The organism is Streptomyces sp. NPDC017943, assembly GCF_044328425.1.
Lineage (GTDB): Bacteria > Actinomycetota > Actinomycetes > Streptomycetales > Streptomycetaceae > Streptomyces > Streptomyces djakartensis_A.
The window spans coordinates 534,937-550,446 of the sequence record NZ_JBIRHH010000006.1 but is presented as its reverse complement, the minus strand read 5'-3'; the positions used below and the strand labels follow the sequence as shown (position 1 = coordinate 550,446).

14 protein-coding genes and 2 tRNA genes are annotated in these 15,510 nt (G+C 71.8%); 3 read left to right on the top strand and 13 right to left on the bottom strand.

Going from position 1 to position 15,510, the window contains the following annotated elements; all coding sequences use genetic code 11:
- Positions 1-760 precede the first annotated feature (760 nt).
- The 3 genes from ACH4C6_RS22615 to leuS all read right to left on the bottom strand — a co-directional run bounded on the left by ACH4C6_RS22615 (position 761) and on the right by leuS (position 5,463).
- The gene (locus ACH4C6_RS22615) at positions 761-1,606 is read right to left on the bottom strand and encodes a DegV family protein (protein ID WP_398110384.1); all 846 of its coding nucleotides are present in this window, start codon (positions 1,604-1,606) and stop codon (positions 761-763) included.
- A 72-nt stretch (positions 1,607-1,678) separates the two neighbouring features.
- Positions 1,679-2,428: a hypothetical protein gene (locus ACH4C6_RS22610; RefSeq protein ID WP_398110383.1), complete on the bottom strand. Its 750-nt coding sequence runs from the start codon at positions 2,426-2,428 to the stop codon at positions 1,679-1,681.
- Positions 2,429-2,589: 161 nt separating this feature from the next.
- Positions 2,590-5,463, bottom strand: a complete 2,874-nt coding sequence (leuS, locus tag ACH4C6_RS22605; protein ID WP_398110382.1) for a leucine--tRNA ligase — start codon at positions 5,461-5,463, stop codon at positions 2,590-2,592.
- A gap of 468 nt (positions 5,464-5,931) precedes the next feature.
- Here leuS and ACH4C6_RS22600 point away from each other — a divergent pair, with 468 nt between their 5' ends.
- Complete coding sequence (locus ACH4C6_RS22600) at positions 5,932-7,191, top strand: cytochrome b/b6 domain-containing protein (RefSeq protein ID WP_398110381.1); 1,260 nt, start codon at positions 5,932-5,934, stop codon at positions 7,189-7,191.
- Entirely contained in the window at positions 7,188-8,795 is a 1,608-nt protein-coding gene (locus tag ACH4C6_RS22595; RefSeq protein ID WP_398110380.1) for an NADH-ubiquinone oxidoreductase-F iron-sulfur binding region domain-containing protein, read from the top strand. The genes ACH4C6_RS22600 and ACH4C6_RS22595 overlap by 4 nt, the downstream gene beginning before the upstream one ends.
- Before the next feature lie 140 nt (positions 8,796-8,935).
- Here ACH4C6_RS22595 and ACH4C6_RS22590 read toward each other — a convergent pair.
- The 10 genes from ACH4C6_RS22590 to ACH4C6_RS22545 all read right to left on the bottom strand — a co-directional run bounded on the left by ACH4C6_RS22590 (position 8,936) and on the right by ACH4C6_RS22545 (position 14,254).
- Positions 8,936-9,008: transfer RNA gene (locus ACH4C6_RS22590), tRNA-Ala, on the bottom strand.
- A 134-nt stretch (positions 9,009-9,142) separates the two neighbouring features.
- Positions 9,143-9,376 (bottom strand): hypothetical protein, encoded by a 234-nt coding sequence (locus tag ACH4C6_RS22585; RefSeq protein ID WP_006136074.1) that lies wholly within the window; start codon positions 9,374-9,376, stop codon positions 9,143-9,145.
- Between the two features lie 3 nt (positions 9,377-9,379).
- A complete protein-coding gene (locus tag ACH4C6_RS22580) occupies positions 9,380-9,553 on the bottom strand; it encodes a hypothetical protein (protein ID WP_369195687.1) in 174 nt (57 codons plus the stop codon).
- A 201-nt stretch (positions 9,554-9,754) separates the two neighbouring features.
- Positions 9,755-9,827 (bottom strand) — tRNA-Ala (locus ACH4C6_RS22575).
- A gap of 75 nt (positions 9,828-9,902) precedes the next feature.
- Positions 9,903-10,574 carry a histidine phosphatase family protein gene (locus ACH4C6_RS22570; RefSeq protein ID WP_398110439.1) on the bottom strand — a complete coding sequence of 224 codons (672 nt, stop codon included), beginning with the start codon at positions 10,572-10,574 and terminating at the stop codon, positions 9,903-9,905.
- Complete coding sequence (gene rsfS, locus ACH4C6_RS22565) at positions 10,565-11,011, bottom strand: ribosome silencing factor (protein WP_376323015.1); 447 nt, start codon at positions 11,009-11,011, stop codon at positions 10,565-10,567. The genes ACH4C6_RS22570 and rsfS overlap by 10 nt, the downstream gene beginning before the upstream one ends.
- A 127-nt stretch (positions 11,012-11,138) precedes the next feature.
- Entirely contained in the window at positions 11,139-12,869 is a 1,731-nt protein-coding gene (locus ACH4C6_RS22560) for an LCP family protein (RefSeq protein ID WP_398110379.1), read from the bottom strand.
- Between the two features lie 16 nt (positions 12,870-12,885).
- Positions 12,886-13,632 (bottom strand): nicotinate-nucleotide adenylyltransferase, encoded by a 747-nt coding sequence (gene nadD / locus ACH4C6_RS22555; protein WP_398110378.1) that lies wholly within the window; start codon positions 13,630-13,632, stop codon positions 12,886-12,888.
- Positions 13,633-13,717: 85 nt separating this feature from the next.
- On the bottom strand, positions 13,718-13,882 hold the full coding sequence (locus ACH4C6_RS22550; RefSeq protein ID WP_003990192.1) for a hypothetical protein: 165 nt from the start codon (positions 13,880-13,882) through the stop codon (positions 13,718-13,720).
- A 210-nt stretch (positions 13,883-14,092) separates the two neighbouring features.
- A complete protein-coding gene (locus ACH4C6_RS22545) occupies positions 14,093-14,254 on the bottom strand; it encodes a hypothetical protein (protein ID WP_398110377.1) in 162 nt (53 codons plus the stop codon).
- 123 nt (positions 14,255-14,377) lie between these two features.
- On the opposite strand from ACH4C6_RS22545, the gene ACH4C6_RS22540 reads away from it, so the two are divergent.
- Entirely contained in the window at positions 14,378-15,502 is a 1,125-nt protein-coding gene (locus ACH4C6_RS22540; RefSeq protein ID WP_398110376.1) for a M48 family metalloprotease, read from the top strand.
- The last annotated feature ends 8 nt before the right edge of the window (positions 15,503-15,510 follow it).

The following is a 15,510-nucleotide window of genomic DNA, read 5'->3' as shown; positions in this document are numbered from 1 at the left end:
GCCCCGGCCCTCGACGACCAGGCCGCCCCGCGACCCGACTGCCGGACCGCCCCGCCCCTCGGCCGCAAGCCCACCCCATCCCCGGGCCGCCGAGCCGCCCAGACCCAGCCCCCGGCGCTCGACCCCGGCCGCATCCCCCGCCCTGTCCTCGACGACCCCCCGCTGGTCGAAAGCCGTCCCGTGATCTCCGCGCCCGGTCCGCGGCCCGCCCCTCGGAACCTCCCCGGCAGGGGCGGAACCCGGCGGCGGCCCCTGCCCCGACTCCCGCCGCCGCCCTGCCTCTTCAGCAGGCCCCGCGGACCCGCCGAACAACAGCCCCGCCCGCCGCCGCAGTTCCTCCTCCGAGGCGCGCGCATGCGCACCCCGCCTCCGGGATCGCCCGGGTCGCTCGGATCGCTCGGATCGCTCGGTCAGTCCGGTTCGCCCGGCTCCCCCGCGCATGCCGAATCGGTGCCGCCGGTCCCGGCGGTGCCGTACGCGTCCGTCCGACGTCGGCCCCCGGCCCGGCCCGCTGGTCGCCGGCCCCGTGTGTGAACGTGATCGAAGTGCCATGCGAGGAGGATCGGCCACACCGGCCCACCCGCGATGATCTTGGTCGAATCCCGTGGACAACCCACAGCCTGTGGACAACTCCGCCCCTCACAGGAGTGATCCGCCCGACAGGGGAGATCCGCCCGCACAGGGGTGATGCGCCCGCACAGGAGGGATGCGCCCGCACAGGAGGGATGCGCCCCTCACAGACGTGATGCACCCACCGCGCTCACCGAGCCGAGACCACGACCCCCAGCAGCCCGGGCCCGGTGTGCGCCCCGATCACCGCCCCGACCTCGCTGACATGCAGATCCGCCAGCCCGGGCAGTCGCGTCCGCAACCGGTCGGCGAGGGCCGACGCCCGGTCGGGGGCGGCGAGATGGTGCACGGCGACGTCCACGGGCGCACTGCCCGCGCGGTCGGCCGCGATCTCCTCCAGGCGGGCGATGGCCTTGGACGCGGTGCGCACCTTCTCCAGGGGCTCGATCCGCCCGTCGGCCAGTTGCAGCAGCGGCTTGACCGCGAGCGCCGAACCGAGCAGGGCCTGTGCCGCACCGATACGGCCGCCCCGGCGCAGGTAGTCGAGGGTGTCCACGTAGAAGTAGGCGGAGGTGCCCGCGGCCCGCTTCTCCGCGGCCGTGACGGCCTCGTCCACCGTGCCGCCCGACTCGGCCACCTCCGCCGCCGCGAGCGCGCAGAAGCCGAGTGCCATGGCGATCATGCCGGTGTCCACCACCCGCACCGGCACCGGCGCCCGGCGCGCGGCGAGGACGGCCGCGTCATAGGTGCCGGACAGCTCGGCGGACAGATGGAGGGAGACGATGCCCGTGGCGCCGGACTCGGCGACCTCGCGGTAGGTCTCCTCGAAGACCGCGGGCGCGGGTCGCGAGGTCGTCACCGGGCGCCGCTTCTGCAAAGCCTGGGCGAGGGCCCGGGTGGAGATCTCGGTGCCCTCTTCCAGGGCGCGGTCGCCGAGGACCACGGTCAGGGGGACCGCGGTGATGCCGTGCCGCTCCATCGTCCGGGCCGGCAGGTAGGCCGTTGAATCGGTGACGATCGCGACATGGCGGGACATGAGCTGGAGGTTACCTGCCGTAGTGGCCGTGCGGCAGCCCGGCCCCGGGGCGCCGGGGCACGCGTGGCCGGATCAAGTGGTGCTCTCGGGGCGGGGCTTCTTCTGCCAGGGGTAGGTCGGGCGGGGTGCGGGCGCCGTGATGGCGGGTCGTGCCCCCGGCTCCTGCTCCGCGCCGGACCGCGTGGTCCCGGGCCGGGTCTGCCCGGCGGCGGAGGTCTCGCCGGCCCTCCCCGTCCCGCTCGCTCCCTGCGGGGCCGGGGCGGCGGGCGGGGCCTGCGCCGCCGTCCAGTGCCGCAGGGCGCCGGCCTCCACGTCGATCTGCGCGCTGAGGGTGTCCAGGTCGTCGCCCGAGAAGCGGTGGGCGCGGTCGCGGACCGCCCAGCGCAGCGCGTCCGCCGACTGCGTGATGCGCTCGGTGCGCTCACGCAGCTCGGGCAGGCGCTCCCGCAGGGTGGCGCGGTCGGGCTCCGACTCCAGGCGCTTCAGCTCACCGTCCAGCTCGTGGCCGTGCACACCGAGCCGCTGGAAGAGGCCGAAGGACTCCTTCACGGACTCGTCGTCGGTGGCGGCCGCGTTCAGAGCGTCCTGGGTGGCACGCATGGAGGTGCGCAGCTTCAGCCGCAGCTGGGCGAGTTCTCCCGCGGCGCCGGTCTGGGCGAGGGACTTGGCCCGCAGGGTGTGGTCCTCGACCGTGCGGCGGGCCTGGCTGATGCCGCGGTCCACGCTGCGCTTGGCGGCGCCGACGGCCTTCACGGTGGCGTACGCGCCGAGCGCGACGAGAAGCACGAAGAGCAGGGCGAAGACTGCGATCACTGCTTCCACAAGGGCTCCTCCTCAGGGCGCCGCGGCACACCTCACATCGCTCTCCACGGTAAACGCAACAGGCAGGTCCGGAGTTCCAGAAGAACCCCGAACCTGCCCGTAGGGGACCCATGGGGGACGACCGGCAGGTCATCCCCACGGCTGCCGCGGAGTCCGGGCGCTCACGCCGGGACGATGTTCACCAGCTTCGGCGCGCGCACGATGACCTTGCGGATCCCGGCGCCGCCCAGTGCCGCGACGACCTTCTCGTCCGCCAGCGCGACCTTCTCCAGCTCGTCGTCGGAGATCGACGGCGGCACCTCCAGCCGCGCCTTGACCTTGCCCTTGATCTGCACCACGCAGGTCACCGTCTCGTCGACGACGTACGCCGGGTCGGCCACCGGGAAGTCCCGGTGGACCACCGAGTCGGTGTGGCCCAGCCTGCGCCACAGCTCCTCGGCGATGTGCGGGGCCAGCGGCGCGATCATCAGCACCAGCGGCTCGGCGACCTGGCGGGGCACGGCCCCGCCCGTCTTGGTCAGGTGGTTGTTCAGCTCGGTGACCTTGGCGATGGCGGTGTTGAACCGCATGCCCTCCAGGTCCCCGCGCACCCCGTCGATCGCCTTGTGCAGGGCGCGCAGCGTGTCCTCGTCCGGCTCGGCGTCGACCACGGTGACCTCGCCGGTCGCCTCGTCGACGATGTTGCGCCACAGCCGCTGCAGCAGCCGGAACTGGCCGACCACCGCGCGCGTGTCCCACGGCCGCGAGACGTCCAGGGGACCCATCGCCATCTCGTACAGGCGCAGGGTGTCGGCTCCGTACTCGGCGCAGATCTCGTCGGGCGTGACGGCGTTCTTCAGGGACTTGCCCATCTTGCCCAGCAGCCGGGAGACCTTCTCGCCCTGGTACCAGTACGCGCCGTCGCGCTCCTCGACCTCGGCGGCCGGCACCGCGATGCCGCGGCTGTCGCGGTACACGTAGGCCTGGATCATGCCCTGGTTGAACAGCCTGTGGAACGGCTCGGCGGAGGAGACGTGGCCCAGGTCGTACAGCACCTTGGACCAGAAGCGGGCGTACAGCAGGTGCAGCACGGCGTGCTCGGCGCCGCCGACGTACAGGTCGACACCGCCGTGCGGCATGCCCTCGCGCGGACCCATCCAGTACTGCTCGATCTCGGGGTCGACCAGGCGCTCGCTGTTGTGCGGGTCCAGGTAGCGCAGCTCGTACCAGCAGGAACCGGCCCAGTTGGGCATGGTGTTGGTCTCACGGCGGTACTTCTTCGGGCCGTCGCCGAGGTCCAGCGTGACGTTGACCCAGTCCTCGTTGCGCGACAGCGGCGTCTCGGGCTGGGTGTCGGCGTCGTCCGGGTCGAAGGTGCGGGGGCTGTAGTCCTCGACCTCGGGCAGCTCCAGCGGCAGCATCGACTCGGGCAGCGCGTGGGCGATGCCGTCCTCGTCGTAGACGATCGGGAACGGCTCGCCCCAGTAGCGCTGGCGGCTGAACAGCCAGTCGCGCAGGCGGAAGTTGACGGTGCCCTCGCCGACACCGGTCCGCTCCAGCCACTCCGTGATGCGCGCCTTGGCCTCGGCGACGCCCAGGCCGTCCAGGCTGACCTGGTCGTTGGACGAGTTGATGATCCTGGCGTCGTAGGAGGAGAAGGCGTTCTCCCACGTGGCGGTGTCGGTGCCGCGGCCGTCGGTGGGCTCGACGATGCAGTGGATCGGCAGCTCGAAGGCGCGCGCGAACTCGAAGTCCCGCTGGTCGCCGGCCGGCACGGCCATGATCGCGCCGGTGCCGTAGCCCATCAGCACGTAGTCGGCGATGAAGACCGGGACCTGTTCGCCGTTGACCGGGTTGGTCGCGTAGGCGCCGATGAAGACGCCGGTCTTGTCCTTGGCCTCGGCCTGGCGCTCCACGTCGGACTTGGACGCCGCCTGCGCGCGGTAGGCGGCGACGGCCTCGGCCGGGGTCGCGTGGCCGCCGGTCCACACCTCGTGGGTGCCCTCCGGCCAGGCGGCCGGGGTGAACTTCTCGACCAGCGGGTGCTCGGGCGCCAGCACCATGTAGGTGGTGCCGAACAGGGTGTCGGGACGGGTGGTGAAGACCGTGATGCGCTCGCCGTCGATGGGGAAGTCGACGCGGGCACCCTCGCTGCGGCCGATCCAGTTGCGCTGCTGCAGCTTGATGGCCTCGGGCCAGTCCAGCGCGTCCAGGTCCTCCAGCAGCCGGTCGGCGTAGGCCGTGATGCGCATGTTCCACTGACGCAGCTTGGCCTTGAAGACCGGGAAGTTGCCGCGCTCGGAACGGCCTTCGGCGGTGACCTCCTCGTTGGCCAGGACCGTGCCCAGGCCGGGGCACCAGTTGACCGGCGCGTCCGAGGCGTAGGCCAGCCGGAACCCGCCCAGGACGTCGGCCTTCTCGGCGGCGCTCAGCTCGCTCCACGCGCGCGTGTGCCCCGGTACGGGCCGCTCACCGGACTCGAACTCGGCGACCAGCTCGGCGATCGGGCGGGCCCGGCGGGCGTCCTGGTCGTACCAGGAGTTGAAGATCTGCAGGAAGATCCACTGGGTCCACTTGTAGTAGTCCGGGTCGATCGTCGCGAACGAGCGGCGCTTGTCGTGGCCCAGGCCCAGCCGGCGCAGCTGCGCCTTCATGTTCTCCATGTTGGCCTCGGTGGACACGCGCGGGTGCGTGCCGGTCTGCACCGCGTACTGCTCCGCGGGCAGGCCGAAGGCGTCGAAGCCCAGGGTGTGCAGGACGTTGTGGCCGGTCATCCGCTGGAAGCGGGCGAAGACGTCCGTGGCGATGTAGCCCAGGGGGTGGCCGACGTGCAGGCCCGCACCGGACGGGTACGGGAACATGTCCATGATGAACTTCTTGGGCCGGGCGACGGTCTCCGGGTCGCCGGCCAGGTCGCCCGTGGGGTTGGGCGCCGCGTAGGTGCCGTCGGCGTCCCAGAAGTCCTGCCAGCGCGCCTCGATGTCGGCAGCCATGGCTGCCGTGTAGCGGTGCGGCGCCGCCACCTCGGAGGCGGCGGCGGGGTTCGTCTCGCTCATGATCCTCAAAGCTCCATCGATCGTCTCTGCCTGCGGCTGTCTGGTTCGAGAAACGAAAAATCCCCTCGCACAGGAGGGGACGCCGCGCCGATTCCGGCCACTCGTGTCGTCCGGTGGCCGGGACTGATCAGCGCGGCCCGCTAAGCAGAAGGCGTACGGCACGCATGGCGTCAGGGTACCGCAGGCCCTCAGCGCACCGCGACGCGCTTGTCGAGGGGCCTCGGCCGACCAAAAGCTGAACCTTGGTCAATAGTTACTTCGCGTAACGGCCGCTATGGGGCATCACAACGACCACATTGTCCTTTGATAACAACGCAATAACTCAAACCTGCTACCGATCGGTATGGCTCCGCTTAGAGTGCGGCAGCGGGACCGCTGCTTTCCCGAACCGCTCGGAGTTGCCCCCATGAACCCTCTTCGCAGTATCAACTCGCCACACCCGCTCGCCGGGACGTGGGGAGACCGGTCGTGAACCCCTACGACTCCACGGCAGACGACTCGTTCGCCGAGTTCCTGAACTTCGGCGCCGGTGTGCTGTCCCTCGTGTGCCTGTCGTGCTCGGTGATCTGGGGCCTGGTCGCCCAGGACCGGATCCTGCTCGACGCCCGCAGGCGCATCCTGGCGCAGGCCGTGCACCGGACCACGGCCGTCGCCTCGATCGTCTTCCTGCTGGTGCACATCGGGGTGAAGCTGGCCCTGGCCCACACCTCGTGGATCGCCGCCGTGATCCCCTTCGGGCTGCTCCTCACCGACGAAGAGCTGGTCACCGGCCGGGCGTTCCTGATCGGTCTGGGCACCCTGGCGGGACTGCTCATGATCTTCGTGGGGATCACCGGCGCACTGCGCAACCGCTTCGCCTCCCCCGCGCCCGTCGCGGCCCGCTGGCGCGCCATGCACATGCTGGCCTACCCGGCCTGGTGCGCCGCCCTCGTGCACGGCCTCTACGCGGGTCGCGCGGCCAAGCCGATCTTCATCGTCCTGTACGGCCTGTCCCTGGCCGGTGTGACCGCCGCCCTCGCGCTGCGGGCCGCCCCGCGCCCGGTGAAGCGCAAGGTCGCCGACCGGTTCGCCGCCCTGATCGGCCCGGGTGAGGGCCAGGGCCGCAGAAGCCTGGAGGAGAGCCGGGCCCGGGCGGCCGGCGGCTCCGCACTGCCCGGCTACGAGAGCCGCAAGGCCGGCGCCGGGCGGGAGGCGTCCGCGCCGCGCTTCGAGCAGGCCGAACGCCCCTCGCCGCAGGAGTCCACGGGCGGTTTCGCCGCGGCCTACCGCGCGGTCTCGGCCCCTCCCCTGGGCCGCCAGGCCTTCGCCCCGGGGCCGACCACCAGCATGGAACTGCCGCTGGACCTGCAACCCACCCAGGTCGTCCCCACCGTGGACGGCCCCTCCAGCACCTCGGGCAACTGGCCGATACCGTCCCCGCCCCCGGTCGGCGAGGCCCCGCCCTCGGCCTACGACCCGCTCCAGGACACGGGCTTCAACATCCCGCCCTACGACCCCCTGCAGGACACCGGACAAAGCATCCCGGCCTACGGCAATCCCGGCACAGGCGGTTACGGATCGAGTGATGTGTACGACACGGGTGAGTCGAACGCCCCGCGCGACACGTACTACCCGGACGACACGTACAACAGCGGTCCCGCCACTGAAACACTGCCCGGTGCGTCCTACGACTTCGACGCACCGGGATCGGGCGAACCTTGGAACACGCCTTCCGGAGGCTTTAAGTGAACGAGGCCCTGCCCGACGTTCCCGAAGTCCGCGTCGTCGGCCTTCCCCAGCTCACGTCGGGCTTCGACCTTGTCGATCGGCTCGATCTGCCCATGCACCTGAAGGTGCACGGGCCGCTCGAGCCGATGGGCGGTGAGCAGCTCGCGCAACTCGCCGAACGCATCAACCTGAAGGGCCGCGGCGGCGCGGGCTTCCCCTTCCACAAGAAGCTGCGCTCGGTCGCCGAGGCGGCGATCAAGCGCGGCGTCCGGCCGGTCGTCGTCGTCAACGGCAGCGAGGACGAACCGGCCTGCCGCAAGGACACGGTGCTGATCAACCGCGCCCCGCACCTCATCCTGGACGGCGCGCTGCTGTGCGCCGAGGCCCTGGGTGCCCGCACGCTCGTGGTGGGGGTCACCCGTGAGTCGACGCAGCGCTCCATGGAGGCCGCACTGGCCGAGCGCGGTCTCAGCAACGGCCGCAGGTCGGCCCTGCGCGCCCGCGTGCAGCGCAACCCGGTCCGCATGGTCACCGGCGCCGCCGCGTCGCTGATCCGCTCGATCGACGGCGGGCCCGCCGTCCCGCCCGGCCGCAAGGTCAGCGCCTCGCAGAACGGCGTCGGCGGCGCGCCCACCCTGCTGTCCAACGCCGAGACCTTCGCCCAGCTGGCCATCGCCGCCCGCATCGGCCCGGAGCGCTACGGCAACACCGGCCTGTACGACGAGCCGGGCACCGTCATGCTGACCGTCTCCGGGGCGGTCGCGCGGCCCATGGTGATCGAGGTCCCCACGGGCGTACCACTGCGCTACGTCCTGCAGCTGGCCGGCGCGCCGCCGGTCCCGCAGGGCGTGCTCACCGGCGGCTACCACGGCAAGTGGATCGACGCGGCGACGGTCAACGAGGCGATCGTCTCCCGCAACTCCCTGGACGCGGTGGGCGGTTCCCTCGGCGCCGGGGCCATCCTGCCGATCAGTCAGGACACCTGCCCACTGGGCGAGTCGCTGCGGGTCGCCCAGTGGCTGGCCGAGGAGAGCGCGGGCCAGTGCGGCCCCTGCTACCTCGGCCTGCCGGCCGCGGCGCGCGGTCTGGAGGACATCCTCAACGGCGGCGGACCGGCGGCCCTGGAGGCCCTCAAGCAGGTCGCCAAGAACGTGAAGCGGCGCGGGGCCTGCTCGCACCCCGACGGCTCCGCGATGTTCCTGGAGTCGACCATCAAGGCGTTCACGGACGACCTGGCCGCCCACGTCCTCGGCAACGGCTGCGGACGGCGCGTGGAGGGCGTCCTGCCGCTCTTCGAGGGGGGCAGGGCCCCGACGGGCATCCCGGGCGGTGAGACGGAGGAGAACGGCCCCAGCCGCCAGAAGATCTTCGTGGACTGGACGCTGTGCCGGGGCCACGGCCTGTGTGCGGACATCCTGCCCGAGGTGTTCCAGCTGGGCGCCGACGGCTTCCCGACGGTGGCCCAGGCGCAGGTGCCGCGCTACGCCGAGGCCAAGGCTCTACGCGCGGTGCGCCGCTGCCCGGCGCTGGCCCTGCGCATCGAGGAGGACACGCGCGGCCAGGCGCCCTCCCGCAACCTGCCGGTCCTCTCCCAGGGCCGCGGCCGCCGCGCCCTGGGCCGCTGAGCAACGGCTGCGGGCGGTTCCCCTCCGGGGGTCCCCGCCCGCAGCCGCACGGACGACACGGACGACGTACGACACGACAAGGACGACGAACGACAAGAAGGCGGGCCATCCATTCGGATGGCCCGCCTTCTCATCTGCTGTGGAGCTAAGGAGAATTGAACTCCTGACCTCCTGCATGCCATGCAGGCGCTCTACCAACTGAGCTATAGCCCCTTGCGGTGTTGCCCTCCGGGTCTCCCCGGCGGCGACGCCAACATTACTGGTCCTGCGGGCCCAACGCCAAATCGGTTTCGCCGCGCCCGATATGACCGATTTGCCACCCTGTTGCCCTGTCGCCCTGTCGCCCCTCAGGCCGTCACGAACGAGTAGAACCGCTTGAGGGTGCAGTGCTCCTCCAGGAGCCGGCCGTAGATCGGCTCACCCTCCAGTTCGCGGTACGTCTCGATCGGGTCGCCCTTTATGATCAGCGCCCGCGCGCATTCCTCGCACCAGTACTGGTAGTCGGGGTTGATCGGTTCCATGTCGCGGACGATCGGCGTCCCGCTGCCGCACCAGTCGCACTTCCGCCTGTGTGCACCCATCGATCAGCTCCAGCTGTGGCCGCAGGCCGTGCACACGTAGGAGACACCGCCGTTGTCGCCGAGCATCTGGGCCACATGCGCGGATCCGCAGGAAGGGCAGCTGAGGCGGGTGGACATCACCGGTGGCACCGCTGAGCCGAGGAGGTGGTCGGCCTCCTCGAGGATGCTCGCAGGCATCGCTACTCCCTCCCGTCGGGTCGCGCCCCCTTCCGGCCGTTTGATTCTGCCACGGCCGGACCAATACGGTCAGCGACGCCTCAGTACCAGTCCGGACACGGCACCCCGGCGGGGCTGTAGAGCTATACGGCCGGAACGGCCCGGACGACTCAACCGCGCGCATGAAAAATCCCGCCCCCTGACGGGAACGGGATCTTGATGTGGAGCTAAGGAGAATTGAACTCCTGACCTCCTGCATGCCATGCAGGCGCTCTACCAACTGAGCTATAGCCCCTGGTGTTCTCTCCCCGCTGGCGGGGCGAACAAGAAGAACTTTAGCCTGCGACCTGCCGGAAAGTGAAATCCGGGGTCAGTCGTCGTCTCCGAGCACCGGCTCCGGCAGGGTGCCGGCGTTGTGCTCCAGCAGCCGCCAGCCGCGGGCGCCTTCGCCGAGCACGGACCAGCAGCAGTTGGACAGGCCGCCCAGGCTCTCCCAGTTGTGCGCGTCCAGCCCCAGCAGGCGGCCGATGGTGGTGCGGATGGTGCCGCCGTGGCTGACCACGACGAGCGTGCCGTCCTCGGGGAGCTTGTCGACGTGCCGGAGCACCACGGGGGCGGCCCGGTCGGCCACCTCGGTCTCCAGTTCCCCGCCGCCGCGGCGCACGGGTTCGCCGCGCTTCCACGCGGCGTACTCCTCGCCGTACCGGCTGATGATCTCCTCGTGCGTCAGGCCCTGCCAGACGCCCGCGTAGGTCTCGCGCAGCCCCTCGTCGTGGGCGACGTCGAGGCCGGTGAGCACGGCGAGCTCGGCGGCCGTCGCCGCCGCGCGCCTGAGGTCGGACGCGACGATCGCGTCCGGCTTCAGCGAGGTCAGCAGACGGGCCGCGCGGCGGGCCTGGGCGACACCGGTCTCGGTGAGCTCGACGTCCGTACTGCCCTGGAAGCGGCGCTCCACGTTCCAGGAGGTCTGGCCGTGCCGCCACAGGATGATGCGGCGGCCGCGGCCCGGCCTGCCGGCCTCACCGAGGGTGCTCACCGCCAGTCACCGTCCAGCTCCGCCGCCTCCTCGGCCGCCTGCAGCTTGGCGTGCTCCTCGGCCTTGCCGCGGGTGGCCCGGGCGTCCTCGGGCAGCTCCAGCTCGGGGCAGTCCTTCCACAGCCGCTCCAGGGCGTAGAAGACGCGCTCCTCGCTGTGCTGGACGTGCACGACGATGTCGACGTAGTCGAGCAGGACCCAGCGGGCCTCCCGGTCGCCCTCGCGGCGCACCGGCTTGGCGCCGAGTTCCTTGGACAGCCGCTCCTCGACCTCGTCGACGATGGCCTTGACCTGGCGGTCGTTGGGCGCGGAGGCCAGCAGGAAGGCGTCCGTGATGGACAGCACGTCACTCACGTCGTAGGCGACGATGTCGTGCGCCAGCTTGTCTGCGGCCGCCTGGGCGGCGGTGTTGATGAGCTCCTGGGAGCGGTCGGTCACGGTCACTGCAAGGCTTTCCGTCGGTGGACACTTGTCCTCAAGGGTCTCACGGACGGCAGCGGGCCCCCCACGCGATCACGACGGATCGCGCGGAGGGCCCGCCGTCACGGCCCGCTCTCGCCACGGGGCCGCGTCAGCCGGACGACGGCCGGTAGTCCTGGCCGAGGAGCACGGCGACGTCCGCGCTCGCGGGGGTCTCCCCCTTGGCGACGGAGCTCGCGGGCAGGCCCAGGGTCTTGGCGACCTCGGCGGCGTGCTCCTTGCCGGCGGCGTCGGCGTACACGACCTTCGACGTGGCGCGGGCGGTCGCCGTGCCGCCCTCCAGGAAGGTGAAGCCGCCGTTGAGCAGGACGACGCGGGCCTTCTCCGTGTTGTCCTTCACACCGGTGGCGTTCCGCACGGAGACGGTCGTGGCGGCGTCCTTGTCCGGGCTCTTGGCCGTGCCGCCGAGGACCTCCCGGACGATCTTCGCGCCGGCCTGGGCGGCGAGCGTGCCGTCGCCCTGGACGGGCAGCAGGTCGGTCCGGTGGTCGCCGCCCTTGGCGAGGTCGGAGAGCCCGGCGAGGAAGGTGCCGAGGTCCTTGTCGGTCAGGGACGGGTCGAGGATCTGCGCCAGGGTCTGGATGGTGGTGGTCGCGGCCCCCGGGTCGGAGGACAGCTTGCGCAGCACGCCCTGCATGACCTGACCGAACCGCTCGAGCTGCGCGGTCTGCGCCTCGCCGGGTGCGCGGTAGGTGGCGTAGGCGACGGCCGCTTTGCCGCTGAGGGTCTGGTCCGCTCCCCGGTGGACCAGCGGGGCCTCGCCCTTCTTCTTCGCGGCCGGGTCCGGCACGTCGGTGTCGGTGTCGGCCTCGATGTTGCCGACGAGGTCGACGAGGTTCTGCAGGTACGGGGTGTCCAGGCGCCAGGTGCCCTCGATGTCGGTGCCGAGCACCGTGTCCAGTGCCTCACGGGTGCCGTCGGAGCCGTCGTCCTCCACCGACTTCGCCAGGGTCGTCGTGGTGCCGTCGTCGCCGGTCAGGGCGAGCGAGTTGGGCAGCAGGACGGTGGTGCCCCGGTGGGCGGTGGTGTTGTCGACGAGGAGGGCCGTGGAGGTGCCGCCGCCCTTGGTGTCGTGCAGGTGGACGACGATCACGTCGCGCTTCTGGGCGCCGGCCGCCGTGGTGGTGCCGGTGCCGGAGTCGCCGGAGGACAGGCCGGGCAGTTTGCCGGCGTACCAGAGCCAGCCGACGCCGCCGGCCGCGACCAGCGCGAGGACGACGGTCAGGGCGACGATCCGGCTGCGGGCGCGGCGCCGGGCCTCCTCGCGGCGCTCGGTGCGGTTCTCGGTGAACTTCAGCCAGTCGATGACGTCTTCGGAGTTGTCGTCCGGTTCCTCGACGAAGGCGAACTGCTCGGTGTGGTACTCCCGTTGCGGCTCGTCGGGCTCCTCGCGTCCGGCCGGGCCCGTCTGCTGCGGGATGTGGGCGGTCTGCGGGAAGGGCTGCTGCGAGGTCTGCTGGGAGGTCTGCTGCGCGGTGTGCCCGGCCGCCTGGGACTGTCCGCCGTAGGGGTCCTGATGCCCGCCGTGGTGCCCGGTGGAGCCGTACGGGTCGTAGCCGTGGTCCTGCGGGTACGTGGGGGCCGCGCCCTGGTCGTACGCGGCCGGGGGCTGCTGCCCGCCGGTGCCGTAGGGGTCGTAGCCGTAGCCCTGCTGGTGCTGCTGGTGCTGCTGGTGCTGCTGGTGCTGCTGGGCGTACGGGTCGTAGGTGTGCTGCTGGGTCTGGACGTGCCGGTAGACGGGCCGGCCGTACTCGTCGTAGCCGACGAGCTCGTACTGGCCGGCGCCGTGGTCGGCGGCCCCCGCGTCGTATCGGTCGTTCACCGGTGCCCCTCTCGGCTCACTCGCCGCGGTACAGCTCGCGCTTGTCGATATAGCGCACGACTCCGTCGGGCACCAGGTACCAGATGGGGTCGCCCTTGGCGACTCTCGCCCGGCAGTCGGTGGAGGAGATGGCCAGCGCGGGCACCTCCACCAGCGAGACGCCGCCCTCGGGGAGTCCGGGGTCGTCCAGCTGGTGGCCCGGGCGGGTCACCCCGATGAAGTGCGACAGGGAGAACAGCTCCGCCGAGTCCCGCCAGGTGAGGATCTGGGCGAGCGCGTCGGCGCCCGTGATGAAGAACAGGTCCGTGTCCGGGTTGAGGGCGCGCAGGTCCCGCAGGGTGTCCACGGTGTAGGTGGGGCCGCCGCGGTCGATGTCGATGCGGCTGACGGAGAACTGCGGGTTCTCGGCGGTCGCGATGACCGTCATCAGGTAGCGGTCCTCGGCCGGCGAGACGCTGCGGTGGCTCTTCTGCCAGGGCTGCCCGGTGGGCACGAAGACCACCTCGTCGAGGTGGAACGCCGCGGCGACCTCGCTGGCGGCCACCAGGTGCCCGTGGTGGATCGGGTCGAAGGTGCCGCCCATGACACCGAGCCTGCGCTTGCCGGGCCGCGACGGGCTCGTGCCGGGGCCGGCGGTCCGGCGCGCCGTCCCGGCGGCACGGCGCGGCCCGTCCGGGTGCCGCTCGGTGCCGCTCGCCGTGTCCGCTGCCGGGTCGTGCGGCGTCTCGTTCGCCGGACCGGTAGGCATGTCCTGCTCTCCCATGCGAGCAGACCCTACCGGCCCCGCCCGAGGGCTCCGGCCGCCCCCGTGGTCCCCGGGGCGCCCCGCGGGGGGCGCCCGGCCGGGCTCAGCGGTCGCGGTTGAAGCGGGTGGTGATCCACAGCAGGAGCAGCAGGATGAACAGGGCGCCGCCACCGGTGAGGTAGGGGCTGAGGCTCTCGTGGTTTCCGCCGTGCTCCTCGCCCTCGGCGGCGAGGGTGACCAACTGGGCAGCGGTGCTGTGGAAGCTCATCTTCGGCAGGACCTATCGCGTGTGGGCGGGATAAAGACGTCGGCTCATCGTAAGCGGGAGCCCCCGCCGCGATCACCCCGACTCCGCCTGTCGGTGCCGCGAGCGCCCCGCCGCACCTCCGCCGGTGCCGCCCCGCACTTCTCCGCCGGTGCCGTCCCGCGCGCCCCGCCGGTGCCGCCCCCGCGCCCGGCGGGGAACCTTCCCGATTCCTCAGTCGTCCTTGTGTCTGTAGCCGCGCAGCAGGAACCACGCGGTCAGCGCGGAGCCCACGAGCATCACCAGGAGCACGACGCGGAGGATCCCCGGTCCCCCTCGTCCGTCGGTGGTGTTCGCGGCCTGCGCGAGCCAGGCGGCCGCGAGGTGGTGCTCCATGGCGGTGGTTCCCTTCGCTGTACTGCCCGACCACGGTAACTCCGCCTAGGCTGGGCTCCGCCCAGGGAGGGCAAAGGGCCGCACAAGGGGCCGCAAAGGCCATACAGACGCATGGGGGAAGACATGTCCGACGGCCACGAGCACCACGGGCACGAGCGCGTGCCCGGCAGGCAGCGCAGGCGCTTCCCCGGGATCTCCTCACGCGCCTACGAGCATCCCGCCGACCGCTCCGCCCTGGTGGCGCTGCGCAAGCTCAGCGGCTTCGACACGGTGTTCAAGGCCCTCAGCGGCCTGCTGCCCGAGCGCAGCCTGCGGCTGCTGTTCCTGTCCGACTCGGTGCGCGTCTCCGACCAGCAGTTCTCGCATCTGAACGTGATGCTGAGGGACGCCTGCTACATCCTGGACCTGGAGAAGGTCCCGCCGATGTACGTGACGCAGGACCCGCAGCCCAACGCGATGTGCATCGGCCTGGACGAGCCGATCATCGTCGTCACGACGGGTCTGGTCGAGCTGCTGGACGAGGAGGAGATGCGGGCCGTCGTCGGCCACGAGGTCGGGCACGCGCTGTCCGGCCACTCGGTCTACCGGACGATCCTGCTGTTCCTGACCAGCCTGGCCGTCCGGGTCGCCTGGATCCCGCTGGGCAATCTCGCGATCATGGCGATCGTGACCGGGCTGCGCGAGTGGTTCCGCAAGTCGGAGCTGTCGGCGGACCGGGCGGGGCTGCTGGTGGGACAGGACCTCCAGGCGTCGATGCGCGGCCTGATGAAGATCGCCGGCGGCAACCACCTGCACGAGATGAACGTGGACGCCTTCCTCGCCCAGGCCGAGGAGTACGAGGCCGGCGGCGACCTGCGCGACTCGGTGCTGAAGATCCTGAACGTGCTGCCCCGCTCCCACCCCTTCACCACCGTGCGGGCGGCCGAGCTGAAGAAGTGGGCGGCCTCGCGGGACTTCCAGCGGCTCATGGACGGCCACTACGCCCGCCGCGAGGACGACGGGGACACCTCGGTCCGCGACTCCTGGCGCGAGTCGGCGAACCACTACGGCAGCAGCGTGAAGAACTCCAAGGACCCGCTGATGAAGCTGGTCACGGACCTCGCGGGCGGCGCCGGCGACCTGGGCGACCGGGTCCGCCGCGGCTTCGGCGGTTTCACCGGTTCGGCCCAGCGGCCGCCCCGCGACCCGGACGCGCCCGGCTCCCCGGGCACGCCCGGTGACGAGCGCCCGCCGGGCGAGGGCGGGTAGCGGACCGG